Consider the following 23,303-nt stretch of genomic DNA (forward strand, 5'->3'; position numbering starts at 1 on the left):
GCAGCGCGGGTCGGGGATCTCGGCGAGCGCCAGCTCGCCGCCGACCCGCGCGGTCTCCGGCGGGAGCAGCGGTCCGCGGCTGACACGGACTCGGGCAAACTCCAGCTTGAAGCACACCACGACGGCGTCATCCTGATCCCTCGGGTCAGAACGCGCAGGCGATGACCAGCTCAGGTGTGCGGTCGGGTAGCAGGTCGAGCCGCTCGATCCGCCCCGCCGCCCGAAAGTCGCCCGCTACCCGCGCCAGCCGGTCGAGCTGCTCAGCCGGGCCGAGCGCCTCGGCCAGCGGCACGTCCGCTCGCATCGACAGCCGTCGCTCCGACTTGGCACGGCGCACCTGGGTCAGCGCGGCACTCGCCACCTTCAGCAGCTCGGGGTCGCCGTCCGCGGTCAGCTCGTAGCGGGACGGCCAGGGCGCGCGGTGCACCGAGCCGTACCGCCACCACGACCACACCTCCTCGGTCGCGTACGGCAGGAACGGCGCGAACAGCCGCAACTGCACCGACAGTGCGGTCGCGAGGGCGGCGCGGGCGGAGTCGGCACCCTCGCCCGACCCGTACGCCCGCTCCTTGACCAGCTCGATGTAGTCGTCGCAGAACGTCCAGAAGAACGCCTCGGTCGCCTGGAGTGCGCCGGTGTGGTCGTACTCGTCGAAGGCGGCCGTGGCCGTGTGCAGCGCCGCGGAGAGGCCGGCCAGCATCGAGGCGTCGAGCGGCTCGGTCACCGGCGCACGGAGTGCCTCCGCCGCCCCCAGCCCGAGGGCGAACTTGGACGCGTTGAGCAGTTTCGTCGCCAGCCGCCGGCCCACCTTGATCTGGCGTGGCTCGTAGGCGAGGTCGGTGCCGGGGCGCCCGTTGGCCGCCCAGTAGCGCACCGCGTCGGCGCCGTGCTCCTCCAGCAGGGCCATGGGGGTGACGACGTTGCCCTTGGACTTGGACATCTTCTTGCGGTCGGGGTCGAGGATCCAGCCGGACTGCACGGTGGTGTGCCACGGCAGCACGCCGTGCTCGAGGTGTGCGCGCACCACCGACGTGAAGAGCCAGGTGCGGATGATCTCCTGCCCCTGCGGCCGCAGATCCATCGGAAAGACCCGCCCGAACAGGTCGGGATCGGCCTCCCAGCCGCCGATGATCTGGGGTGAAAGCGAGGAAGTCGCCCAGGTGTCCATGACGTCCGGATCGCCAATGAAACCGCCCGGTCGTCCCCGGTCCTCGGCGGTGAATCCGGCCGGAATGTCCGAAGATGGGTCGATCGGTAGCAGCGCCTCGCTGGGTGTGAGAGGGTGTTCGTGGTCCGGCTCGCCAGCGTCGTCGAGCCGGTACCAGACGGGGATCGGCACCCCGAAAAAGCGCTGGCGGCTGATCAGCCAGTCGCCGTTGAGCCCGCCCACCCAGTGTTCGTACCGGTGGCGCATGTGCTCCGGCACCCACCGCAGCTCCCGCCCCCACGCGAGCAGCGCGTCCCGCAGACCGGGGTCGCGGCCGCCGTTGCGGATGTACCACTGGCGGGTGCCCACGATCTCCAGCGGCTGCTCGCCGTTTTCGTAGAACTTGACCGGGTGGGTGATCGGCCGCGGCTCGCCCACGAGGTCTTCGCCGAGCAGCTCGACGATCGCCTTGCGCGCGGCGTTGACGGTGAGCCCGGCGAGCGGCGCGTACACCCCGGCCGGCACCCCCGCCGGCGCCTCGGGCAGCAGCCGCCCGTCGCGCCCGATCACCACGCGGGTGTCGAGCTGGAGCTCCCGCCACCAGGTCACGTCGGCCAGGTCGCCGAACGTGCACACCATCGCGATGCCGGTGCCCTTGGCCGGGTCGGCGAGCGCGTGCGCGCGCACCGGCACCTCGACGCCGAACAGCGGCGTCCGCACCGTGCGCCCCACCAGCGCCGCGTATCGCTCGTCGGAGGGATGGCACACCAGCGCCACGCACGCCGGCAGCAGCTCGGGTCGAGTCGTCTCGACGTAGACCGGCTCGTCGCCGTGGAAGCGCAGCTTGTGGTACGCGCCAGGACGCTCGCGATCCTCGAGCTCCGCCTGGGCCACCGCCGTGCGGTAGCCCACATCCCACAGCGTCGGCGCGTCGGCGGTGTATGCCTCGCCCCGCGCCAGGTTGCGCAGAAACGCCCGCTGCGACACCAGCCGGGCCTGGCGCCCGATCGTCGTATAGGTCAGCGACCAGTCGACCGACAGCCCCAGCCGCCGCCACAGCTCCTCGAACGCCCGCTCGTCTTCCACGGTGAGCCGCTCACACAGCTCGATGAAGTTACGCCGCGAGATGCTTTCCGGCTTGCCGCTGGGCGTCCACTCCGGGTCGTACGGGAGCGAGGGGTCGCAGCGCACCTTGAAGACGTTTTGCACGCGGCGCTCGGTGGGCAGGCCGTTGTCGTCCCACCCCATCGGGTAGAAGACCATCTTGCCGCGCATCCGCTGGAAGCGCGCGATGAGATCGGTGTGCGTGTACGAGAAGACGTGCCCCATGTGCAGCTCGCCCGATACGGTCGGCGGAGGCGTGTCGATCGCGTATACGTCCGAGCGGTCCTTCGACCGGTCGAACGCGTACGTGCCCTCCTCCTGCCAGCGGCGCGCCCACTTCTCCTCCAGCCCGTCCAGCGTGGGACGGTCCGGGAGACCGGGGCGCGCGGTGCGCACCGTATCAGTCATGCGTTAGAGCCTACGGACGTCCGCGCGAGCCGGCACCGCGATATCCCGCCCGCCCTTCACACATCGAGATTTTGCCCGCGTCCGCGTCACCTGCGGACCGTATGCTCCCGCGGGCACCGCTGCGGCCGGCGGCTCGCAGAGCGAGCCGAAATCCCCGACCTCCGCTGCCAGGTTCGCGGGACAAACCCAAAGCGTGCACCACGCGTCCGTCCACAGTAGATCAGCCGGACTGCCTTCTCCCGGCAGCGTTCGCCGACATCCTCGACCGTCGCTGCGGGCGCCTTCGCGGATCGGTGCGACTGGCTTGCTGTGAACGCTGTCGAGCTGCTCGCACGAATGCGGCCAACGCGATCGTCGCGTCCGGTCGGCGGCGGGGTGGTGACAGTGGCCTTGCCGCTCATAGGGCCGTGGTGGTTACGGAGCCTCCGCGGTGGTCTAGTGACCACAAACCTCGGCCGGGCACCCCGCGCAGGACGGGCCGGCCTCGCCGGCCATCGTCTGTGACACAGCGTCAGCAGGCTCAGCCGAGAAACGTCGAGATCTAGGAGATTTAGGGTTGCTAAAGCGCCCTAACTCTCCAAGATCTCGGATCTGGGCCACGCGTCCGGCGGCGGCGTTTACTCAGAGCGACGAAACCCTGTTTCAAATCTCCCGCCGCCTGTTCGGCAACAGGCATTGCGGACAAACATCGCGGGCCGCGCGTCCGCCGGAGGCAAAGGGAGCGACCGCGACCAAACGAGGGTGAGCGCGACCAGCAGCGGACGGGTGAGGCCGCGGGAGCAACGGTCCGGACCACGACGGACATCGCGGTAGCTCAAATCTCCGTCTTTGATGGGGGTTTGCGGCCGCGGTGACTAATCCATCCCCGACATAGAGATGACGCTAGTGCGTGACCACAAACCTTGGCCGGCTTCGCCGGCACCCGGTGAAGGTTTGCGGTCACCGCACTAGACCAGGGAGTCTCGCCATTGGCGGTGTAGGTCGGCGTAGCGGCCGCCATCGGCGATCAGTGCCGTCGGTGGGCCGTCTTCGACGATGCGGCCGGCTTCGAGCACCAGTACGCGGTCGGCGATTTCCACTGTGGACAGGCGGTGGGCGATGACCAGCGCGGTGCGTTCGCGGAGGATGGTGCGGAGGGCGCGTTGGACGAGGCGTTCGCTGGGCACGTCGAGTGAGGATGTGGCCTCGTCGAGGATGAGGACGGTGGGGTCGGCGAGGAAGGCGCGGGCGAACGCGACAAGCTGCCGCTGCCCCGCCGAAAGCCGCCCGCCACGGCGGTGTACGTCCGTGTCGTACCCCATGGGGAGGGCTTCGATGAAGGCGTGCGCGCCGATCGCGCGTGCGGCGTCGGCGACCTCGGCGTCGGTGGCGTTGGGGCGGCCGAAGCGGATGTTGTCGGCGATGGTGCCGGAGAAGAGGTGGTTTTCCTGGGTGACCATGACGACGGCGTGGCGTAGGTCGGTGTCGGTGACGTCGCGCAGGTCTACGCCGTCGAGGGTTACGGTGCCGCCGACCGGGTCGTAGAAGCGGGCGACGAGCTTGGCGATGGTGGACTTGCCGGCCCCGGTGGCGCCGACGAGGGCGACGGTCTGGCCGGCCGGGATGTCGAGGTCGAGCGCGGGGAGGATGGGTTTGTCGGGGCGGTAGTGGAAGGCGACGGAGCAGAAGTTGACGGCGCCGCCGGCGTCGGCGGGCAGGGCCACCGGCTTTGCCGGTGCGGGCACCGAGGGCTTCTCGTCGAGTACCCCGGCGAGCTTTTCCAGTGCGGCGGTGGCCGACTGGAGCGCGTTGTAGAACTGGCTGAGCTCCTGCATGGGTTCGAAGAAGCGGCGCAGGTAGAGCAGGAACGCGGCGAGTACGCCGATTTCGGTGTGGCCCTGCATGACCTGCCAGCCGCCGTAGGTCAGGACGACGGCGATGGCGATGTTGCCGATCACCTTGATGCCGGGGGAGTAGACGGCGATGAGCCGGAAGGCGTGCAGGTTGGCCCGGCGGTAGTCGTCGTTGAGGTCTTCGAAGATCTGCTGGTTTCGCGGCTCGCGGCGGAAGGCCTGCACGGCGCGGATGCCGCCGAGCGACTCCACGAAGTGGACGATGACGAGCGCGACGGCTTCGCGGGTGCGGCGGTACGCGCGGGCGGAGGCGCGGGCGAACCAGCGGGAGAGGAAGAGCAGGAAGGGGAAGGCGAGCAGGGTCACGGCGGCCAGTGGGGCGTCGAGCCAGAGCAGGATGCCCGCGACGGAGAGGACGGAGAGGCCGGCGAGCACCAGGTCGTCGATGCCGCCGTCGACGAGCTCGGCGATGGAGTCCATGTCGCTGGTGAGGCGGGCGACGACGCGGCCGGAAGTGTAGCGCTCGTGGAAGTCGACGGACAGGCGCTGGAAGTGGTCGTAGACCCGCTGGCGCAGGTCGAGCAGCACGGCCTGGCCGATGCGGGCGGAGAGGATGAGAAAGCCGCGCTTGCCGAGGTATTCACCGGCGGCCGCGGCCAGGAACGCGGTGGCGATCGCGGCGAGCACGGTGGCGTCGCCGTTGTCGCGCAGCGGTGGGATGCCCTTGTCGATGCCGAGCATCACCAGGAAGGGCCCGGCCATGCCGGCGGCGTTTTGCAACAGCAGCAGTCCGACGGCGAGCGCGAGCGCCCGGCGGTGCGGCCGGATCAGCGATGCGAGCAGCACCCGGCTGCGGGCGCGCAGCCGCACCACCGAGCCGGTCTCCGCGAGCGTCTGATCGGCGGCCTGATCGGCCGCCCGGCCGCGCCAACTATCGGCTGACGACATCGTCGGCTTCGGCGGAGAGGGCGGCGCGGTAGGCCGGCACGGTGTCGAGCAGCTCCGAGTGGGTGCCGATCGCGGCGATCTCGCCACCGGCGAGGAGCGCCACCCGGTCGGCGAGGGCCACTGTGGACGGTCGGTGCACGACGAGCAGTGCGGTGGTGCCGTGCAGCACGCGGGAGAGCGCCTCTTCGACGAGCGCCTCGGTGTGCACGTCGAGCGCGGAGAGCGGGTCGTCGAGCACCAGCACGCGCGGGCGGCCGATGACCGCGCGGGCCAGCGCGAGCCGCTGCCGCTGCCCGCCGGAGAGGGAGAGCCCCTGCTCGCCGATGCGGGTGTCGAGCGCCCACGGCAGCTCGTAGACGAACTCGGCCTGCGCCACCCGCAGCGCCTCGTAGATCTCGTCGTCGGTGGTCTCGCGGCGGCCGAGTGTGAGGTTTTCCCGCACGGACATCGAGAAGAGCGTCGGGTCTTCGAACGCCATACCCACAAGACGCCGCAGCGAGCCGAGCTGGATGTCACGGATGTCTCGCCCGTCGAGCGTGATGCGCCCGCCGGTGACGTCGTAGAGGCGGGGCATCAGCGAGACGAGGCTCGTCTTGCCACAGCCGGTGGCGCCGACGATCGCGAGCGTCTCGCCGGGCCGCACGTCGAGGTCGATCCGGCGGAGCACCGGCGTGTCGGTGCCCGGATAGGTGAACGTGACGGCCTCGAACCGCACGTGCCCGCGGGACTCGGTCACCGCGACGGCCCGTGGTCTGTCCACGATGGATGGACGGGTGTCGAGGACCTCGTAGATGCGGTCGGCGGCGGTCATCGCCTCCTGCGCGTTCGCGATGATCCAGCCGAGCGACTCGATCGGCCAGATCAGCATCAGCTGGAGCGAGACGAACGCGACGAGCTGGCCCAGCGTCATGTCGCCGGCGGCGACGGTGGCGGCACCGGCGACGAGCACGACCGCGAGCGTCAGGTTGGGCACCAGGTCAAAGCGGGCGGAGCTGAGCGCGAGCAGCCGGCCCTTGCCGATCGCGGTGTCGTGCAGCTGCCGCGCCTCCCGCCCGAAGCGGTCGGCCATGAACGGCCGCCGCCCGAACGCCTTGATCGTGCGCAGCCCCTGCGCCGACTCCTCGACGAGCGTGGCGACGTCGCCGAGCTCGTCCTGCATGCGCCGGGACGCCGCGATGTAGGCCCGGGAGAAGCGGCGGCTCATGATGAACAGCGGGATCGCGCTCGCCGCCACCAGCAGCCCCAGCGGCCAGCGCAGGTGGATGAGGAGCGCGACCACCGTGACGTAGGTGGCCGTGTTGACGATCAGGAAGACCAGCCCGAACGACAGGAACCGCCGGATCACCGAGAGGTCGGCGGTGACCCGCGAGAGCAGCTGCCCGGACTGCCACTGGTCGTGGAAGCCGATCTGGAGGCGCTGGAGGTGGGCGTAGATCTCGTTACGGATCGTGGCTTCCATCCCCAGCGCGGAAGCGGCCTGGGTCCACCGGCGGATGAAGATGAGTGCCGCCTCGATGAGCCCGAAGGCGGCCGCAAGCCCGCCGAGCCACCACAGGCCGGCCGGATCGCGGTCGGCGATCGGGCCGTCGACCACGCGCTGGACGACGAGGGGAACGGCGATGCTGGCGCCCGTGGCCGCGAAGGCCGCGAGCACCAGCCACACCATCAGAGCTAGATAAGGCCGGACATAACGGCGGATGCGCCACAAGTTGTGCACTGGATGGCGCCGGTCACCGTCGTAATGCACACAGTGACGGTAGCTGTTACGTCTGACGTTTACGAGCTTGTTGTCCCTTCGTGTGCCAGAAGCCACTTCTTGGTGTTCATTCCCCAGCGATAGCCGCGGAGCGTGCCATCGGTGCCCACGACGCGGTGGCACGGGACGAAAAGCGCGACCGCGTTGCGCGCGCAGGCGCTCGCGGCGGCCCGGATCGCCTCGGGGCGGCCGGACAGCTGGGCGAATCCGGTGTACGTCACGGGCTGCCCCGGCTTCACCTCGCGCAGCACCTCCCAGGCGTGCGCGAGGTACGGGCCGCCGGTGCGCTGCTCGACCGGCACCTCGTCGATCGCGGCCAGCTCCCCGTCCAAATAGGACAGCACCGCGCCGCTGACCGGTCCGAGGTCCGGTCGCGGCCGCGGTTCCTCCCGCAGAGCCGGGTGTACCAGCGCAAGCAGCCGCCCCACGTCGGTCGTGAAGCCAGCCGCGCGTACCGCGCCCGCGTCGCTCGCCAGGATCGTGAACGGGCCGACCGGTGTCTCGATGGTGGTGCTGTTCATGCTTGTCTCCAGAGTCGGATCAGGGCGTACGAGCGCCACGGCGCCCAGCGGGCCGCGTGCGCGTCGAGCGCCTTCGGGTCGTCGGGGAGGCCGAGCGCCTTCGCGCCCCGGCGCACCCCCAGGTCTGTCGGGAGGAACGAGTCGGGGTCGCCGACGCCCCGCATCGCGACGTAGCCGGCGGTCCACGAGCCGATGCCGGGGATCGCGGTCAGGCCGCGTACCGCCTCGTCGCGATCCGCGCCGGGGTCGAGGTCCAGCCCGCCGCCGGCCACGGCCGACGCGAGTGCCCGGATGGTGGCCCGCCGCGCGGCCGGCATCTTGAACGCCTCGTCCGGCAGGGAGAGCACCTGCTCCGGGCCGGGAAACAGGTTTTCCCCGGCGGGAACCAACTTCGACAGCACCTTGCGGGCGGCCGTCACCGAGATCTGCTGGCCGACGATCGCCCGGACCGCCATCTCGAAGCTGTCCACCGAACGCGGCACCCGTACACCCGGCTCCTTCGCCACCATCGGCGCGAGCGCCTCGTCTTCGGCCAGCGCGGCGTCCACCGCCACCGGGTCGGCGTCCAGGTCGAGCAGGCGGCGGCAGCGGGCCACCGCCGGCGCCAGGTCGCGCACGTCGGAGAGGCGGAGCAGGGCGGCCACGTAGCCCGGCGTGGGCGTCAGCTCGACCGTGGCCGTGCCGTGCGGCAGCCGCAGCGCCCGCCGGTATGTCGTGGTGTCCGCCTCCTCCACGCCCGGCACCGCCCGCAGCGCCAGAAACTCCAGCAGCGACTCGGCGTGCAGCGGCGGCCGGTACGCCAGTCGCAGGTGGATCGCGCCCGGCTCCGGCGCTCTGCTCAGTTGCTCGCTCCGCTCGCTTCGGCCCCGGCTGCCGGCCGGCCCGCGCTTCGGCTTGCGCAGCGCCGACGGCGCCATACCGAACACCTCGCGGATCGTGTCGTTGAACTGCCGCACGCTGCCGAACCCGGCCGCGAACGCGATCTCGGCCAGCCCCAGGTCGGTCGTCTCGATCAGGATGCGCGCGGTCTGCGCCCGCTGCGCCCGGGCCAGCGCGAGCGGCCCCGCGCCAAGCTCGGCCATGAGCATGCGGTGCAGGTGCCGCTCGGTGTAGCCGAGGCGGCAGGCCAGACCGGGCACGCCGTCGCGGTCGACCACGCCGTCCGCGATGAGCCGCATCGCGCGGCCGACCACGTCGGCGCGTACGTCCCACTCGGGCGAGCCGGGCGCCGCGTCCGGCCGGCACCGCCGGCAGGCCCGGAACCCGGCCCGCTGCGCGGCGGCCGCGGACGGGTAGAAGCGCACGTTTTCCGGCTTGGGCGTGACGGCCGGGCAGGACGGCCGGCAGTAGATGCCGGTCGAGGTGACGCCGGTGTAGAACCAGCCGTCGAACCGCCCGTCACGGCTGTCGACGGCCCGGTAGCAGCGCTCGAAGTCCAACTCCACCCATCGATCGTGCCCGGCCGCCGGGCCAATTGCTCGCGGTTTTCAGACATGACCGTGGCGGCGGGGCCCGGCCGGCCGGCGCGTAGACTGGCCGCCCGTGAGTCTTACCATCGGCATCGTCGGGCTGCCCAACGTCGGCAAAAGCACGCTCTTCAACGCGCTGACCAAAAACGACGTGCTCGCCGCCAACTACCCGTTCGCCACGATCGAGCCGAACGTCGGCGTCGTGGGCCTGCCCGACTCGCGGCTGCCCAAGCTGGCCGAGCTCTACGACTCGCAGAAGGTGATCCCCGCGCCAGTGTCGTTCGTCGACATCGCCGGGCTCGTGCGCGGCGCGTCGAAGGGCCAGGGGCGGGGCAACGCGTTCCTCGCCAACATCCGCGACGCGAGCGCGATCTGCCAGGTCGTCCGCGCGTTCTCCGACCCCAACGTGGTGCACGTCGACGGCAAGATCTCGCCTGGTGACGACATCGAGACGATCAATACCGAGCTGATGCTCGCCGACCTCCAGACGCTCGAGAAGGCGCTACCGCGGCTGGAGAAGGAGGCGAAGCTCCGCAAGGACCGGGCGCCGATCGCCGCCGCCGCGGCCGCCGCCGCGAAGGTGCTCAACGAGGGCACGACGCTCTACGCCGGCGCCGCCGCGGCCGGCATCGACCTGGCCGAGCTGCGCGAGCTGCACCTGCTCACCACCAAGCCGTTCCTCTACGTCTTCAACGTCGACGAGGAGGAGCTGGCCAACGCGGAGTTCCTCGACGAGCTGCGCGCGCTCGTCGCGCCCGCCGAGGCCGTCTTCATGGACGCCAAGGTCGAGTCCGAGCTGATCGACCTGCCCGAGGAGGAGGCGCGCGAGCTGCTGGAGTCGATCGGCCAACCGGAGCCGGGTCTCCACCAGCTGATCCGGGTCGGCTTCCGCACGCTGGGCCTCCAGACGTACCTGACGGCGGGGCCGAAGGAGGCGCGGGCCTGGACCATCCCGGTCGGCGCGACCGCGCCGGAGGCCGCCGGCGTGATCCACTCCGACTTCCAGCGCGGCTTCATCAAGGCCGAGATCGTCTCCTACGACGACCTCATGGACGCGGGGACGATGGCGGCGGCCAAGGCGGCCGGCAAGGTGCGCATGGAAGGCAAGGACTACGTGATGCGAGACGGCGACGTCGTGGAGTTTCGCTTCAACGTGTAGGCGGTCTCAGGCGCCGCTGGTCACGGTGCGGTACGCGTCTTCGATGCGGGCGGCGAGGGTGACCTCGCCCTCGGTGATGGTCTCGCCGTCGCGCGGCGTCAGGCGGATCTGGGTGTGCCCGTCGAGGCGGCGGACCTCCGGCTGGAGGTGTAACGCATCGGCGACCACCTTGATACGCTCGGTGAGTGCCGCGTGTTGTGAATCATCGATTACCAGCGTGCGCTTGATCTGCCGACCCTCCCGGGTCCAGCCAGGCAGCAGGGTCAGGGCGTCGCTGAGGTAGTCACGGCCAGCCCTGCTTCCCCACAGAGCACGCATATGCCACACCTCCCAGGCGTCGTTGCCGGCTTGTGGCCAAATCGTCGCCATCTCGTCATCGTTCGGTGCCCCCCAGTCTTGCCGCTAAGCGGCTGGTGTGTCCACGCCCACATTTCCGTCTTCTAGTGCCCTACAGGACGGCTCAGGCACCCGAATTTCGTATTGATCTGGAAGGCTGGTCGGCCGTGCAGTCCGAACGGATTAACCAAAGGATCATCGTCGGCGCCGCGATCATCGTAGACGGGAGGGTTTTGGCGTGCGCTCGATCCGATCCTCCCGAAATGGCCGGTATGTGGGAGTTCCCGGGTGGCAAGGTCGAGCCGGGCGAGTCAGACGTCGAAGCGCTGGTGCGCGAGTGTGAGGAAGAGCTTGGCGTACGCGTCGCGGTCGGCGAGCGCGTGGGGGAAGACGTGCTCCTCGGGCACGGACGCGCCCTGCTGCGGGTCTTCACCGCGAAGCTGCTCGACGGCGGCGTGCCGCAGGCGCTGGAGCACGAGGAGCTGCGCTGGCTCGGCGCCGAGGAGCTGCTCTCCGTGCAGTGGCTGCCGGCCGACGCGCCGATCGTGGCGGCGTTGCCGCCGTTCCTGAAACGCTGAGGGCGCCCCGAAGGGCGCCCTCGACGTTCACGCTCAGTCCCGCTCGGGGTGGGCGTAGTTGAGGCCCTCCGTCGGCAGTGGGAACGTCACGTCGTCGCCGAACGGCGATGGGCCACCCGGCCGGTCGAACGCGACCTCGGAGATCGGCAGCTTGCCGTCTTCGCCCACCGGGGCGGTCTGCGGCCGCGGCACCTCGCGGTGCCAGTTGACCCCTTGCTCCACTTCGGACCCCTCTGTGCGCGCACCGGTGAGCGCGGCGGTCGGCACCTGCTCACCCTGGTCGAGCTGGTCGCGCCGGAAGATCTTCCGGCCCAGCCACACCAGCGGGTCGTACCGGCGGTCGACCACCCGCTCCTTCATGGGAATGATCGCATTGTCGGTGATCTTGATGTGCTCGGGGCACACCTCGGTGCAGCACTTGGTGATGTTGCAATACCCCATGCCCATCGAAGCCTGGGCGTACTCCTTGCGGTCTTCCCGGTCGTCGAGCGGGTGCATGTCGAGCTCGGCGGCGCGGATGAAGTATCGCGGCCCGGCGAACGCCTTCTTGTTTTCCTCGTGGTCACGTACCACGTGGCAGGTGTTCTGGCACAGGAAGCACTCGATGCACTTGCGAAACTCCTGCGAGCGCTCGACGTCGACCTGCTGCATCCGGTACTCGCCGGGCGCCAGCTGGGGCGGCGGCGCGAACGCGGGCGTCTGGCGGGCCTTCTCGTAGTTGAAGGAGACGTCGGTGACCAGGTCGCGGATCACCGGGAACGTCCGCAGTGGAGTGACCGTGACGGTCTCGTCCTCGCCGAACGTGGACATCCGGGTCATGCACCCCAGCTTCGGCGTGCCGTTGATCTCCATCGAGCAGGAGCCGCACTTGCCGGCCTTGCAGTTCCAGCGGCAGGCCAGGTCGGGCGTCTGCGTGGCCTGGAGCCGGTGGATGACGTCGAGGACCACCTCGCCCTCGTTGACCTCGACCTCGTAGTCCTTCAGGTCACCGCCGGTCTCGTCACCCCGCCAGACCTTGAAACGACGCTTCGCGCCCATTACTTGGCAGCCTCCTCAGCGAGCGCGTCGAACTCGGCGAGCTCCTCGTCGGTCAGGTACTTGGAAAGCTCGGTGCGGTCGAAGAGCTGGATCAGCTCCGGCCGCATCTTCGGCAGCGGCTTGTGCTCCAGCCGCACCTTGTCGCCATCGAGCGAGCAGACCAGGTTGACCTGCCGCCACTCCGGTCGCATCGACGGGAAGTCTTCGCGGGTGTGTCCGCCGCGCGACTCCTCCCGCTCCAGCGCCGCCTTCGCGGTGCACTCCGAGACGATCAGCATGTTGCGCAGGTCGAGCGCGAGGTGCCAGCCCGGGTTGTACCGGCGTCCGCCGGCCGCGCTGACCTTGCCGACCCGCTCGCGCAGCTCGGCGAGGCGGACCAGCGACTCCTCCAGCTCGCCCTTGCGGCGGATGATGCCGACCAGGTCGCCCATCACGGCCTGGAGATCCTGCTGGAGCGTGTACGGGTTTTCCCCGCCGTCGCGCTCTAGCGGCGCCAGCGCCGTCTCCAGCGCGGTGTCCAGGTCGGCCTGTGCCACCCGCGGCCGGGCCGGCAGCGCGTCCGTGTACGCGGCGGCGTGTTCGCCCGCCCGCTTGCCGAAGACGAGCAGGTCGCTCAGCGAGTTTCCGCCCAGCCGGTTGGAGCCGTGCATGCCACCGGAGACCTCGCCAGCCGCGAAGAGGCCCTGCACGTGGCCGGCCGCCGCCGCGGTGTCCGGGTCGACCTCGACGCCGCCCATCACGTAGTGGCAGGTCGGCCCGACCTCCATCGGCTCCTTCGTGATGTCGACGCCGGCCAGCTCCTTGAACTGGTGGTGCATCGACGGCAGTCGCCGCTTGACCTCCTCGGCCGGCAGGCGGCTGGCGATGTCGAGGAAGACGCCGCCGGCCGGTGAGCCGCGACCCTCCTTGACCTCGCTGTTGATGGCCCGCGCCACCTCGTCACGGGGCAGCAGCTCCGGTGGGCGCCGGTTATTGTCCGGGTCGGTGTACCAGCGGTCCGCCTCCTCCGGCGTCTCCGCGTACTGCTTGCGGAAGACGTCCGGCACGTAGTCGAACATGAACCGCTTGCCGGCGGAGTTTTTCAGCACGCCGCCGTCGCCGCGCACCGACTCGGTGACCAGGATGCCCTTGACCGAGGGCGGCCAGACCATGCCGGTCGGGTGGAACTGGAGGAACTCCATGTTGATCAGAGTGGCGCCGGCGCGCAGGGCCAGCGCGTGGCCGTCGCCGGTGTACTCCCACGAGTTCGACGTCACCTTGTACGAGCGGCCCACGCCACCCGTGGCGAGCACGATCGCGGGCGCCTCGAAGAGCACGAACTCGCCGCTCTCCCGGTAGTAGCCGAACGCGCCGGCCACCTTGTCGCCGTCGAGCAGCAGCTCGGTGATGGTCGTCTCGGCGAAGACCCGGATGCGTGAGTCGTAGCTGCCGGTCTCGGCCTTGTCTTCCTGCTGGAGGGAGACGATCTTCTGCTGGAGCGTGCGGATCAGCTCCAGGCCGGTGCGGTCGCCGACGTGCGCCAGCCGCGGGTACTCGTGGCCGCCGAAGTTGCGCTGCGAGATCTTGCCGTCCTTCGTACGGTCGAACAGCGCGCCGTACGTCTCCAGCTCCCAGATCCGGCTCGGCGACTCCTTGGCGTGCAGCTCGGCCATCCGGAAGTTGTTGAGGAACTTGCCGCCGCGCATGGTGTCGCGGAAGTGCACCATCCAGTTGTCGCGGCTGTTGACGTTGCCCATCGCGGCCGCCGCGCCGCCTTCGGCCATGACCGTGTGTGCCTTGCCGAACAGCGACTTGGAGATGATCGCCGTCTTCTTGCCCGCCAGCCGGGCCTCGATCGCCGCACGCAGGCCGGCGCCACCGGCCCCGATCACGACGACGTCGTAGTGGTGTCGTTCGATTCGCGTAGTCATATCTGGCGCCCTCAGTTGATGAACCGGAGGTCCGAGAACCAGCCCGCGGACACGGCCATGATGTAGAAGTCGGTCAGCGCGAGCGTGCCCAGCGTGATCCAGGCGAGCGCCATGTGCCGCACGTTCAGCTTGGAGACGAACGTCCAGAAGCGGTAGCGCATCGGGTGCTTGGAGAAGTGCTTGAGCCGACCACCGGCGATGTGCCGGCACGAGTGGCAGGACAGCGTGTACGCCCAGAGCATCACCACGTTGCCGACAAGGATCACGTTGCCCAGGCCGAAGCCGAAGCCGTCCGGGCTGTGGAACGCCAGGATCGCGTCGTACGTGTTGATCAGCGAGATGACGCCGGCGGCGTAGAACGCGTACCGGTGGGCGTTCTGGAAGATCAGCGGGAAGCGGGTCTCGCCGCTGTACGTCTTGTGGCCGTCCGGCACGGCGCAGGCCGGCGGCGACATCCAGAAGGCGCGGTAGTAGGCCTTCCGGTAGTAGTAGCAGGTGAGCCGGAAGAGCAGCAGGAACGGGAGGCTGAAGGCGGCCTCCGGGATGATCCACCAGCCCGGCAGGTAGGTGCCGAAGTGCGCGGCCTCGGGTATGCAGCGGTCGGTGATGCACGGCGAGTAGAACGGGGTGAGGTAGTGGTAGTCCTCGACCCAGTAGAAGTCGTGCATGAAGACGCGCACCGTGGCGTACGCAACCCAACCGCCGAGCCCGACAACGGTGATGAGCGGGGCGAGCCACCACCGGTCCGTGCGCAGGGTCTTCGCCGCGATGGCGGCACGCGCCCGCGCACCCGGCCTCGTTGCCGTAGTCGTCATTCTTTATGTCTCCCTAACGGCGCATCCGCGCGGTTTCGGTGCTACACGTTACGCCGCGTGTTGACGGGCACGTGCATGGGAGTCTTGCGTGTGTCAGGGCGGTTACGTAAGTCCAGGACGTTGTGTAGTAGTTCACTACAGGTCGGGCGCCGCGAGGCGGCGCACCGAGCCGTCGCAGGAGTCGGGGCCGGCGTCGATCAGCCGCTCGACCACCGGCTTGCCACGCCGGCCCTGCGGGGGCACGAAGAAGGCCGGCTCGCCGCCGGTGGCCTGGCGGTCGAGCGCGCCGGCGTAGGCCGCCCGCGCCTCGACGAGCTGGCTCCACGCGTCGACCCAGTCCTGGCGGTGCTCCCGGCGGTCGCCGGGTAGCTGGTCGATCTCGGCCACGAAGGGGCGGACGGCCGCGTTCTCGTTGCGGATGGCGACGGCCCGGTCGCGCGGGTCTTCCGTGGCGCCGGGCGGGGCCAGGCGGTTGAGCCGCCGCTCAAGCTCGACGCACGCGGCGTCGGTGCGGGCGACGCTCCGCTCGTTTTCCTCGGCGCGGTCGGCGATGCCGTCGATCGCGCTGATGATGGCGATGCCCCCGCCACAGACGGCGATGACGAGCGCGGCGAAGATGCCGCCGCCGATCGCGATCCACCGGCGGCGGCGCCGCGTGGTCGCGTCGGCGGGAGGCACGACCGGCTTTTCCGCGGTGGTGGCGTCGTCGTCCGTCACGGCGCCAAGTCAAGCACTGCCGCGCTATGTGATCTACCCAGCCCGGATCACGGTTTAGCCCGATGCGCCTCCGGTGAAGTTCCACGACGCGAGGTGGAGGGCGGGCGCGGTGCGCCAGGCCGCGCCCCAGCCGTCCGGCACCGTCGTCACGTCAGGGCCCACGCCGAGTACCGCGCCGGGCGCGAGCGCCTGCGGGTAGGACTGGGTGAACCGGAAGTTTCGCACCGGCGTGGTGATCTCGCCGTTTTCGATCAGCCACACTCCGTTGCGGGTCAGCCCGGTCACCACGAGGCTCTTCGGGTCGAGCACCCGGGTGTACCAGAGGTCGGTCACCAGCAGGCCGCGCTCGACACCGGCCACGAGCGGGGCGGCCGCCGGATCCACGACGGCGCCCGCCTCCACCGCCGCGCCGCTCGCCGGGCCGGGTTCGAGCCGCATGCTCGCCGGCACCGCGCCGAACGCGCCGCCGCCCGGCATCGCGTGCCCGGTCGACTCGGCGGCACCCGCCTCGGCCGCGGTGCGGCGGTCGTGTGCCACCGCCTCGGTCGCGCCCGACGACACGAACGTCACCCGCCGCTTCGGCGTACCCTCCGCGTCGAACGGCAGGCCGAGCCCGGTGGCGCCGAGCGTGTCGTCGGCCAGCGTGATCGCCTTGTCGAACTGCTCCGCGCCCGGCTCGGCGAACGACCGGCGCTCGTTGTAGGACTTGCCGTTGAAGCCGTACAGGGCGAAGTTTTGCAGCAGGTCGGCCACCGCCGGTGCCTCGAGCACCACCTCGTACCGGCCGGGCGGCAGCTCGACCGCGCCGGCGCTGGCCCGTGCCTTGGCGGCGGCCCGGGCGCCGAGCACCGCACCGTCCACCTCGGACAGCCGCCAGCTCGCGAGGCGGGCCAGGCCGTCGGCCCCGCCGGCCCGCGCGATGGCGTCCATCGCCACCTCGGCCGTGCGGCCGCTGACCGACTGGCCGGCCGAGTTGGCGAACGCGCCGGCCGCGTACATGGTGCGGCAGTAGCCGGCCGTCTCCAGCCCGCCGGCGGCGTCCACGAACGCGCGTACCCGGTCGGCTCGGGCGTCGGGCGCGGCCCGCGCGGTGGCCTCGTCCCAGTTGCCCGCACCGGCGAGCGGGGTGGGCGGGGCGAGGCCCGGCCAGCCCGGGTCGGGTGGCAGCAGCCGGGCCGCTTCCCGGGTCCGCCGCACGAGGCCGGTCAGGCCCTCGTCGGTGGTGACGGTGGTCGAGCCGCTCGCCGTCCGCCCGTCGGCGTGCAGACGCAGGCGGACCGACGTGGTGGCGTCGGCGACGTTCTGGTGGATGAACGAGTTGGCGAAGCGGGTCAGCGCCAGCGCGGTGTGGCCGACGAAGACCTCCGCCTCGACCCCCGGTCCGACCATCTCCAGGACGCGGCGCGCGATGTCCTCCATCAGCCCCGCACCCCCACCCGCACGTTCTGGAAGCGGGCCGGCGCGGCGGGATGGCCGGTGTGGCCGACCTGGCCGGGCTGACCCTTGCCGCAGTTGGGCGTGCCCCACGCGACGCTCTCCGAGGAGAGCATGTCCATCGACCGCCAGAAGACCGGCCCGATCCCGGTGTACGTGGGGTTGCGCAGCATCCGCCCCTGCCGCCCGTTCTTGACCTCGTACGCGATCTCGGTGCCGAACTGGAAGTTGAGCCGCCTGTCGTCGATCGACCAGGAGCGGTTGGTCTCCATGAAGATGCCGTCGTCGGTGGCCGCGATCATCTCCGCCAGAGTGTGCGGGCCTGGCTCGAGGCCCACGTTCGTCATGCGGACCATCGGCAGGCGCGACCACCCGTCGGCCCGGACGCTGCCCGCGTAGTCGAGGCCGGCGACCGTGGCCGAGTCGCGCCCGGCAAGCACGCCCACCCAGCGCCCTTCGCGCACGGCGTCGCGCCGGGCGGCCGGCGTGCCCTCGTCGTCGAAGCCGAAGCTGCCCAGCGCGCCCGGAATCGTCGGGTCGATGGTGATGTTCATCAGCTCGGATCCATAGTGGAGGCTGCCGAGCTGGTCGAGGTCGAGCCAGGACGTGCCGGCGAACGCGGCCTCCCAGCCCAGGATCCGGTCGAGCTCGATCGCGTGCCCGACCGACTCGTGGATCTGGAGCGCCATCTGCTCGCCGCCCAGGATCAGCGTGGTCTCGCCGGCCGGGCAGAGCGGCGCGGTGAGCAGTGCGCGCGACTCGTCGGCCACGCGGGCGGCGTGCGCGCCGATGTCAAGCTCCTGGACGAGCTCCCAGCCGCGCGTCCCGTACTGGCCGCGGTAGGCCGGGTAGCTGCGCCGCTGCACCTCGCCATCGCCGATCGCGGTGGACGAGATGCCCGCGCCGCACTCCCGGACGTGCTGGTCGATGCGGTGCCCCTCGCTGGAGACGAACCACTTCTCGGTGTCCCAGATCTGGTACAGCCCCTCGGCGACGTCCGCGCCGTGCTCGCGCATCGTCTTGGTCGCGTGCACCAGCAGGTCGCCCTTGTCGGAGAGCGGCACGGCGAGCGGGTCGATCTCGCACGCCGATGCCCACGACCCGGCCCCGGCACCGACCGGCACCAGGTCCGCGGCGGGGCCCGGCACCCGCGCGCTGGCCGCCGCGGTCTTCGCGGCCCGGCCACCGGCGGCGCGGGCGGCGGCGTCAGACAGGTCGGGTACGGCGTAGAAGCCCCAGCCGCTGCCGACGAGCGCGCGCACGCCGATGCCGGCGTCCTCGCTCTGGGAAAGCTCCTCGATGTCACCGTTTTTGGCGGACATCGCCTCGTAGCGCCGGTGCATCACCCGGGCGTCGGCGTAACGCGCCCCGGCGTCCAGCGCAGCCTGGACCGCGGCGGTGGCCGCGTCGAAGTGGGTCATGAAACATGACCTTATGCGCTGATCAGCGCGGTGGCAGCAACGACTCAGGCCGTATTTCGGCCGTTACCGGCTCGGACAACCGGAGCACCTCGCCCGGCGCTGCGGTGTCGCGCTCGATATAGGTGCCGTTGTGAAGGCGGAACAGCCGTAGCCGGATCGTTTCGTGCTCAACCAGGAGATACGACGGGATGCCGGCCTCGGCGTAATAGTGCATCTTCAGCACTTTGTCCGTCGCGGCGTTGCTGGGCGAGGTGACCTCGCAGACCAGCGCTGCACAGGCCCCAGGGACGATCCGCTCGTCGAAGTCGATAGCCGTGGTGATGGTCAGGTCCGGAATCACGATCCTGCTTGGCTTCAGCCATAGATTTATCGCCCAGTGCACATGCAGGCCACGGTCGTCGGCCCCTTCTTCCAGGGCAGATGCCAGCTTGCGGCAGACACGCTGGTGCCATGGGCTCGGGGAAGCGGTCACGCGGAGGTCGCCGTCGATGAGCTCGATCCGGTCGTTGTCCTCGCCGAGCGCAAGGTATTCCTCCTCGGTCCACGGCCCACCGTGGGCGGGGATCATCGCGGTCACAGTCACCTCCTGAGCGTCTCGACCCGCGTTCCTTGGCGCAATCCTCCCACGTAGTCATAACCACTACAGCGTGGTGTGGTGGACCGTTTCGTAACGTTGGCCGGTCGCTACGGCGGCGGTGCCGGCCTTGAGGTCGTAGACGACCGACCACTGCGTGTGCCCCTGCCGGAGCGTGCGCAGCAGGCTCATCGCGCCGCCCGGGTCGAGCTTGCCGCCCGCCGCGTCCAGCTCCTTCGAGCCGGCCGCGTAGCGCCAGTCGGCGGCCCGCTGCGCCGCGTCCGACGTGCTCAGGTTGAAGTTGGTCATCAGCTGCCACGTGCCGTCGCCCCGGGTGACCGTCATCTTCCCGGTGGCGAACTCGATGACCGCCGAGTCGCCCTTCGCGTCCGCGATCAGGTAGTGCATCGAGGGGCCGCCGCTCCAGTCGAGCGTGTACGTCTCGAAGACGCGCACGGCGTCGTCGACCGTGCGCGCGGTGTCGAGCGCCAGGCGGATGACCGCGAGCGAGCCGACCTCCCGGGCGCCCGGACGGACCTCGGCCTGGCCGTCGACCTGGGCCATGCCGACCGCGAGGCCGTGCTCGTTCATGCCGTCGAACGGGAGCGTCGAGGCGAGCAGCAGATCGCGTTTCGAGGCCGGGTGGTCCAGCTTGGCCAGGCGGGCGTGGTCGTAGCCCAGGTAGGAGAGGTCGACCAGCGAGATCGAGTCGTACGCGTCGGGCGGGCGGGAGACCAGCACGAGCGCCGGGTTGTGGTCCCAGTCGAAGTTGCGGCCGAGCACCGGGCGCGCGGGGTCGCCCGCGGCGAGGAAGACCGTGCACGCGAACGCGTCGCGGCCGCCAGCCAGCGCGATCGCCTTGGGCTTGGCACCGGGCGGGGCGAGCGTGGGCGCCGGCCCCTCGTACACCATCTCGTAGAGCGGGTGGTCGTCGAGCCGCCGGAAACTTGCCAGCGCGCGGTCGGACTGGTCGGCGCTGGGCGTGTACGTGAGCGTGTGGAAGGTCAACGCCTCCGGCCGAGCGGCCGGCGCGGCGGCTCCGCCGTGGCAGCCCGCCAGCGCGAGCAGCCCCGCCGTGAGGGCGCGCCCGAGAAGGGTAGAGCGTCGAGCCGCCATCTCATTACGGTAGCGGCTGCTGACAGAAGACCTCGTTGTAGCTTATTTTCATCTCCAGCGGATGGCTGCAAGTTCTCTACACGCGTGGAAGCGAGGTGCCGTGGGAGCGACCGCCGACCCGTACCTCCGAGTGCGCGATCTGCGCGTCCGGTTCGCCACCGAAGACGGGGTGGTTCGGGCGGTCGACGGGGTCTCGTTCGCGGTGGAGCGCGGGCGGACGCTCGGCATCGTCGGCGAGTCCGGCTCCGGCAAGAGCGTCACAAGCCTCGCCGTGCTCGGCCTGCACGACCCGAAGCGCGCGACCGTCACCGGCGAGATCCTCGTGGGCGGCCGCGACATCGTGGGCCGTCCGGACGAGGAGGTACGCCGGCTGCGTGGCCGTGACATGGCGATGATCTTCCAGGACCCGCTCTCCGCCCTGCACCCGTACTACCCGGTGGGCCGGCAGATCGCCGAGGCCTACCGGATCCACCACCCGCGGGCGAGTCGGGGCGAGGCGCGCCGGCGCACGGTCGAGATGCTCGACCGGGTAGGCATCCCGCAGCCGGACCGGCGGGCGGGGCAGTACCCGCACGAGTTCTCCGGCGGCATGCGGCAGCGCGCGATGATCGCGATGGCGCTCGTCAACGACCCCGACCTGCTCATCGCCGACGAGCCCACGACCGCGCTCGACGTGACCGTGCAGGCGCAGATCCTCGACCTGCTCGAAGACCTACAGAAGGAGTTCAACTCGGCGATCGTGCTGATCACCCACGACCTTGGCGTGGTCAGCCAGGTGGCCGACGACGTGCTCGTGATGTACGGCGGGCGGGCCGTCGAGCACGGCAGCGTCGAGCAGGTGCTGCGGCGGCCCCAGCACCCGTACACGTGGGGGCTGTTGGCCAGCGTGCCCTCGCTGCACGGCGACGCGGACGCGGACCTCGTGCCGATCACGGGCAGCCCGCCCAGCCTGATCAACCTTCCGCCGGGGTGCGCGTTCCACCCGCGCTGCGCGTACGCCGACGAGAGGTCCCGCACCGAGGTGCCCGAGCTGCGCGACGTCGCCGGCGGGCACCTCGTGGCCTGTCACCGGCCGGGGGTGGCCAATGCCGGGTGAGCTGCTCAAGGTCGAGGGCCTGACCAAACACTTCCCGGTACGCGGGCGCGGGCTCGTGCGCGCGGTCGACGGGATCGACTTCGAGGTGGCGCCCGGCGAGACGCTCGGGTTGGTGGGCGAGTCGGGCTGCGGCAAGACGACCACCGGGCGGATGCTCGTGCGCCTGCTGGAGCCGACCGGCGGCCGGATCGTCTTCGAGGGGCGGGACATCACCCACCTCCGGCGGCGCGGGCTGCGCCTGCTGCGGCAGGACCTCCAGATCATCTTCCAGGACCCGTACGCGTCGCTGAACCCCAGGCACACGGTCGGTCGCATCGTCGCGATGCCCATCGAGGTCAACGGGATCAGCCCGCCGGGCGGCGTCAAGCAGCGGGTACGCGAGCTGCTGGAGCTCGTCGGGCTCAACCCGGAGCACTACAACCGGTACCCGCACGAGTTTTCCGGTGGGCAGCGGCAGCGGATCGGCATCGCGCGGGCGCTGGCGCTGCGCCCCAAGCTGATCGTCGCGGACGAGCCGGTCTCCGCGCTCGACGTGTCGATCCAGGCCCAGGTGATCAACCTGCTCCGCGGCCTCCAGCGCGAGCTCGACCTGGCTTTCGTGTTCATCGCGCACGACCTCGCCGTGGTGCGGCACTTCTGCCAGCGCGTCGCGGTGATGTACCTCGGCCGGATCGTCGAGATCGGCGACCGCGAGCAGATCTACGAGCGGCCGCGCCATCCGTACACGCGGGCACTGCTCTCGGCCGTGCCCGACGTCACCACGCCCGCACGGTCGAACGGCCGGATCCGCCTGGCCGGGGACGTGCCGACGCCGCTCGACCCGCCGAGTGGGTGCCGGTTCCGCACCCGCTGCTGGAAGGCCCAAGAGGTGTGTGCCACTACCGAGCCGCCACTGGTAAACGGTGCGGCGTGCCACTTTCCTGAAGGAGGCGACGCATGAGCCTCTCCACGGAGATCGCGACCGTCGCGCCACAGCCCTCGACAGGTGTCGACGTGGCCGGCCGCTCGCCCGGCCAGCTCGCCTGGGTACGCCTGCGCCGCGACCGGGTCGCGATGGTCAGTGGCGGCGCGCTCGTGCTCTTCCTGCTGATCGCGATCCTCGCCCCGCTGATCGAGATGGCGTACGGGGTGGGGCCGTACGAGCAGTTCCAGGACCGGCTCAACCGGTACGGCATGCCCCTCGGGTACGCCGGCGGGATCTCCGGCGACCACTGGTTCGGCCTGGAGCCGGGCACCGGGCGCGACATCTTCATCCGCCTGGTCTACGGCATCCGCACGTCGCTCTTTATCGCGATCACGGCGGCGGTGCTCACCTCGGTGATCGGCATAACGCTCGGCATCCTCGCCGGCTACCTCGGTGGTTGGGTCGACTCGGTGATCGGCTGGATCACCGACTTCGCGCTCGCGCTGCCCTTCCTCATCTTCGCGCTCGCCGTGATGCCCACGTTCGAGCTGCGCTTCTACGGCCCGCGCGACGAGGTGCCGACCTGGTTCCGGGTGGTCGTGCTGATCGCGATCTTCGCGGCCTTCGGCTGGACGGGCATGACCCGCCTCGTCCGCGGGCAGGTGATCTCGTTGCGTGAGCGGGAGTTCGTGGAGGCGGCGCGGGCGAGCGGCGCCGGGCTCGGGCACATGCTCTTCCGCGAGCTGCTGCCCAACCTGTGGGCGCCGATCCTCGTCTCGTTCTCGCTGGCCGTGCCGGCGTACGTGACGGGCGAGGCGGCGCTGTCGTTCCTCAACATCGGAATCCGTGACCCCACGCCGGACTTCGGCGTGATGATCTTCCGGAGCATCGACTACCTTCAGGGCGACCCGGCGTACGTCTTCTTCCCGGGCATCACGATCTTCATCCTCGTGCTGGCCTTCAACCTCTTCGGCGACGCGCTGCGCGACGCGCTCGATCCCAAGTCCTCGCGATAGGAGG

The 23,303-nt window shown here is 70.5% G+C and carries 18 protein-coding genes and 2 pseudogenes; 5 read left to right on the forward strand and 15 right to left on the reverse strand.

The window, feature by feature from the left end:
* Positions 1-145: 145 nt before the first annotated feature.
* The 5 genes from valS to AC5L36_RS37820 form a co-directional block, all read right to left on the reverse strand.
* Complete coding sequence (gene valS / locus AC5L36_RS37800; protein WP_441223463.1) at positions 146-2,659, reverse strand: valine--tRNA ligase; 2,514 nt, start codon at positions 2,657-2,659, stop codon at positions 146-148.
* Positions 2,660-3,606: 947 nt separating this feature from the next.
* A complete protein-coding gene (locus tag AC5L36_RS37805; protein ID WP_441223464.1) occupies positions 3,607-5,439 on the reverse strand; it encodes an ABC transporter ATP-binding protein in 1,833 nt (610 codons plus the stop codon).
* Positions 5,423-7,105 carry an ABC transporter ATP-binding protein gene (locus AC5L36_RS37810; RefSeq protein WP_441223465.1) on the reverse strand — a complete coding sequence of 561 codons (1,683 nt, stop codon included), beginning with the start codon at positions 7,103-7,105 and terminating at the stop codon, positions 5,423-5,425. The genes AC5L36_RS37805 and AC5L36_RS37810 overlap by 17 nt, the downstream gene beginning before the upstream one ends.
* A 110-nt stretch (positions 7,106-7,215) precedes the next feature.
* On the reverse strand, positions 7,216-7,716 hold the full coding sequence (locus AC5L36_RS37815) for a methylated-DNA--[protein]-cysteine S-methyltransferase (protein ID WP_441223466.1): 501 nt from the start codon (positions 7,714-7,716) through the stop codon (positions 7,216-7,218).
* Entirely contained in the window at positions 7,713-9,161 is a 1,449-nt protein-coding gene (locus tag AC5L36_RS37820; RefSeq protein WP_441223467.1) for a DNA-3-methyladenine glycosylase 2 family protein, read from the reverse strand. The genes AC5L36_RS37815 and AC5L36_RS37820 overlap by 4 nt, the downstream gene beginning before the upstream one ends.
* 97 nt (positions 9,162-9,258) lie before the next feature.
* On the opposite strand from AC5L36_RS37820, the gene ychF reads away from it, so the two are divergent.
* Complete coding sequence (ychF, locus tag AC5L36_RS37825) at positions 9,259-10,344, forward strand: redox-regulated ATPase YchF (protein WP_441223468.1); 1,086 nt, start codon at positions 9,259-9,261, stop codon at positions 10,342-10,344.
* A 6-nt stretch (positions 10,345-10,350) separates the two neighbouring features.
* Here ychF and AC5L36_RS37830 read toward each other — a convergent pair whose 3' ends face one another.
* Positions 10,351-10,671: a 4a-hydroxytetrahydrobiopterin dehydratase gene (locus AC5L36_RS37830; protein WP_441223602.1), complete on the reverse strand. Its 321-nt coding sequence runs from the start codon at positions 10,669-10,671 to the stop codon at positions 10,351-10,353.
* A gap of 203 nt (positions 10,672-10,874) precedes the next feature.
* Between AC5L36_RS37830 and AC5L36_RS37835 the strand changes: the two genes are divergently transcribed.
* The gene (locus tag AC5L36_RS37835; RefSeq protein WP_441223604.1) at positions 10,875-11,258 is read left to right on the forward strand and encodes a (deoxy)nucleoside triphosphate pyrophosphohydrolase; all 384 of its coding nucleotides are present in this window, start codon (positions 10,875-10,877) and stop codon (positions 11,256-11,258) included.
* A gap of 33 nt (positions 11,259-11,291) precedes the next feature.
* Here the strand turns inward: AC5L36_RS37835 and AC5L36_RS37840 are convergent.
* The 9 genes and pseudogenes from AC5L36_RS37840 to AC5L36_RS37880 form a co-directional block, all read right to left on the reverse strand.
* Positions 11,292-11,474, reverse strand: a pseudogene (locus AC5L36_RS37840) (succinate dehydrogenase/fumarate reductase iron-sulfur subunit); the annotation flags it as partial.
* A gap of 65 nt (positions 11,475-11,539) precedes the next feature.
* A pseudogene (locus AC5L36_RS37845) lies at positions 11,540-12,296 on the reverse strand (succinate dehydrogenase/fumarate reductase iron-sulfur subunit); the annotation flags it as partial.
* On the reverse strand, positions 12,296-14,206 hold the full coding sequence (locus AC5L36_RS37850) for a fumarate reductase/succinate dehydrogenase flavoprotein subunit (protein WP_441223469.1): 1,911 nt from the start codon (positions 14,204-14,206) through the stop codon (positions 12,296-12,298). The gene AC5L36_RS37850 and the pseudogene AC5L36_RS37845, both read right to left, overlap by 1 nt.
* A gap of 11 nt (positions 14,207-14,217) precedes the next feature.
* Entirely contained in the window at positions 14,218-15,021 is an 804-nt protein-coding gene (gene sdhC / locus AC5L36_RS37855; protein WP_441223470.1) for a succinate dehydrogenase subunit SdhC, read from the reverse strand.
* Positions 15,022-15,156: 135 nt separating this feature from the next.
* On the reverse strand, positions 15,157-15,738 hold the full coding sequence (locus AC5L36_RS37860; RefSeq protein ID WP_441223471.1) for a hypothetical protein: 582 nt from the start codon (positions 15,736-15,738) through the stop codon (positions 15,157-15,159).
* Positions 15,739-15,792: 54 nt separating this feature from the next.
* Positions 15,793-17,157, reverse strand: coding sequence for a TldD/PmbA family protein (locus AC5L36_RS37865; RefSeq protein WP_441223472.1), 1,365 nt, complete (start codon positions 17,155-17,157; stop codon positions 15,793-15,795).
* Positions 17,157-18,593 carry a TldD/PmbA family protein gene (locus AC5L36_RS37870; RefSeq protein ID WP_441223473.1) on the reverse strand — a complete coding sequence of 479 codons (1,437 nt, stop codon included), beginning with the start codon at positions 18,591-18,593 and terminating at the stop codon, positions 17,157-17,159. The genes AC5L36_RS37865 and AC5L36_RS37870 overlap by 1 nt, the downstream gene beginning before the upstream one ends.
* Positions 18,594-18,615: 22 nt before the next feature.
* A complete protein-coding gene (locus AC5L36_RS37875; RefSeq protein WP_441223606.1) occupies positions 18,616-19,161 on the reverse strand; it encodes a Uma2 family endonuclease in 546 nt (181 codons plus the stop codon).
* A 72-nt stretch (positions 19,162-19,233) separates the two neighbouring features.
* Positions 19,234-20,283: a carcinine hydrolase/isopenicillin-N N-acyltransferase family protein gene (locus AC5L36_RS37880; protein WP_441223474.1), complete on the reverse strand. Its 1,050-nt coding sequence runs from the start codon at positions 20,281-20,283 to the stop codon at positions 19,234-19,236.
* A 61-nt stretch (positions 20,284-20,344) separates the two neighbouring features.
* Here AC5L36_RS37880 and AC5L36_RS37885 point away from each other — a divergent pair, with 61 nt between their 5' ends.
* From AC5L36_RS37885 to AC5L36_RS37895, 3 genes are read left to right on the forward strand one after another with little or no spacing between them, the layout of a single operon-like run.
* Positions 20,345-21,379 (forward strand): ABC transporter ATP-binding protein, encoded by a 1,035-nt coding sequence (locus tag AC5L36_RS37885; RefSeq protein WP_441223475.1) that lies wholly within the window; start codon positions 20,345-20,347, stop codon positions 21,377-21,379.
* Positions 21,369-22,319 carry an ABC transporter ATP-binding protein gene (locus AC5L36_RS37890; protein ID WP_441223476.1) on the forward strand — a complete coding sequence of 317 codons (951 nt, stop codon included), beginning with the start codon at positions 21,369-21,371 and terminating at the stop codon, positions 22,317-22,319. Before AC5L36_RS37885 ends, AC5L36_RS37890 begins: the two co-directional genes overlap by 11 nt.
* Positions 22,316-23,299, forward strand: a complete 984-nt coding sequence (locus tag AC5L36_RS37895; RefSeq protein ID WP_441223477.1) for an ABC transporter permease — start codon at positions 22,316-22,318, stop codon at positions 23,297-23,299. The genes AC5L36_RS37890 and AC5L36_RS37895 overlap by 4 nt, the downstream gene beginning before the upstream one ends.
* The last annotated feature ends 4 nt before the right edge of the window (positions 23,300-23,303 follow it).

The sequence above is a fragment of the Phytohabitans sp. LZ39 genome (assembly GCF_059359075.1).

Bases quoted from the DNA above. Each gene is read 5' to 3' on its own strand.
- AC5L36_RS37850 (WP_441223469.1), bottom strand. From the start codon at position 14,206: ATGACTACGCGAATCGAACGACACCACTACGACGTCGTCGTGATCGGG.
- AC5L36_RS37870 (WP_441223473.1), bottom strand. From the start codon at position 18,593: ATGACCCACTTCGACGCGGCCACCGCCGCGGTCCAGGCTGCGCTGGAC.
- AC5L36_RS37880 (WP_441223474.1), bottom strand. From the start codon at position 20,283: ATGGCGGCTCGACGCTCTACCCTTCTCGGGCGCGCCCTCACGGCGGGG.
- AC5L36_RS37815 (WP_441223466.1), bottom strand. From the start codon at position 7,716: ATGAACAGCACCACCATCGAGACACCGGTCGGCCCGTTCACGATCCTG.
- AC5L36_RS37890 (WP_441223476.1), top strand. From the start codon at position 21,369: ATGCCGGGTGAGCTGCTCAAGGTCGAGGGCCTGACCAAACACTTCCCG.
- AC5L36_RS37865 (WP_441223472.1), bottom strand. From the start codon at position 17,157: ATGGAGGACATCGCGCGCCGCGTCCTGGAGATGGTCGGACCGGGGGTC.
- valS (WP_441223463.1), bottom strand. From the start codon at position 2,659: ATGACTGATACGGTGCGCACCGCGCGCCCCGGTCTCCCGGACCGTCCC.
- AC5L36_RS37895 (WP_441223477.1), top strand. From the start codon at position 22,316: ATGAGCCTCTCCACGGAGATCGCGACCGTCGCGCCACAGCCCTCGACA.
- AC5L36_RS37885 (WP_441223475.1), top strand. From the start codon at position 20,345: ATGGCTGCAAGTTCTCTACACGCGTGGAAGCGAGGTGCCGTGGGAGCG.
- AC5L36_RS37805 (WP_441223464.1), bottom strand. From the start codon at position 5,439: ATGTCGTCAGCCGATAGTTGGCGCGGCCGGGCGGCCGATCAGGCCGCC.
- sdhC (WP_441223470.1), bottom strand. From the start codon at position 15,021: ATGACGACTACGGCAACGAGGCCGGGTGCGCGGGCGCGTGCCGCCATC.
- AC5L36_RS37810 (WP_441223465.1), bottom strand. From the start codon at position 7,105: ATGGTGTGGCTGGTGCTCGCGGCCTTCGCGGCCACGGGCGCCAGCATC.
- AC5L36_RS37875 (WP_441223606.1), bottom strand. From the start codon at position 19,161: ATGATCCCCGCCCACGGTGGGCCGTGGACCGAGGAGGAATACCTTGCG.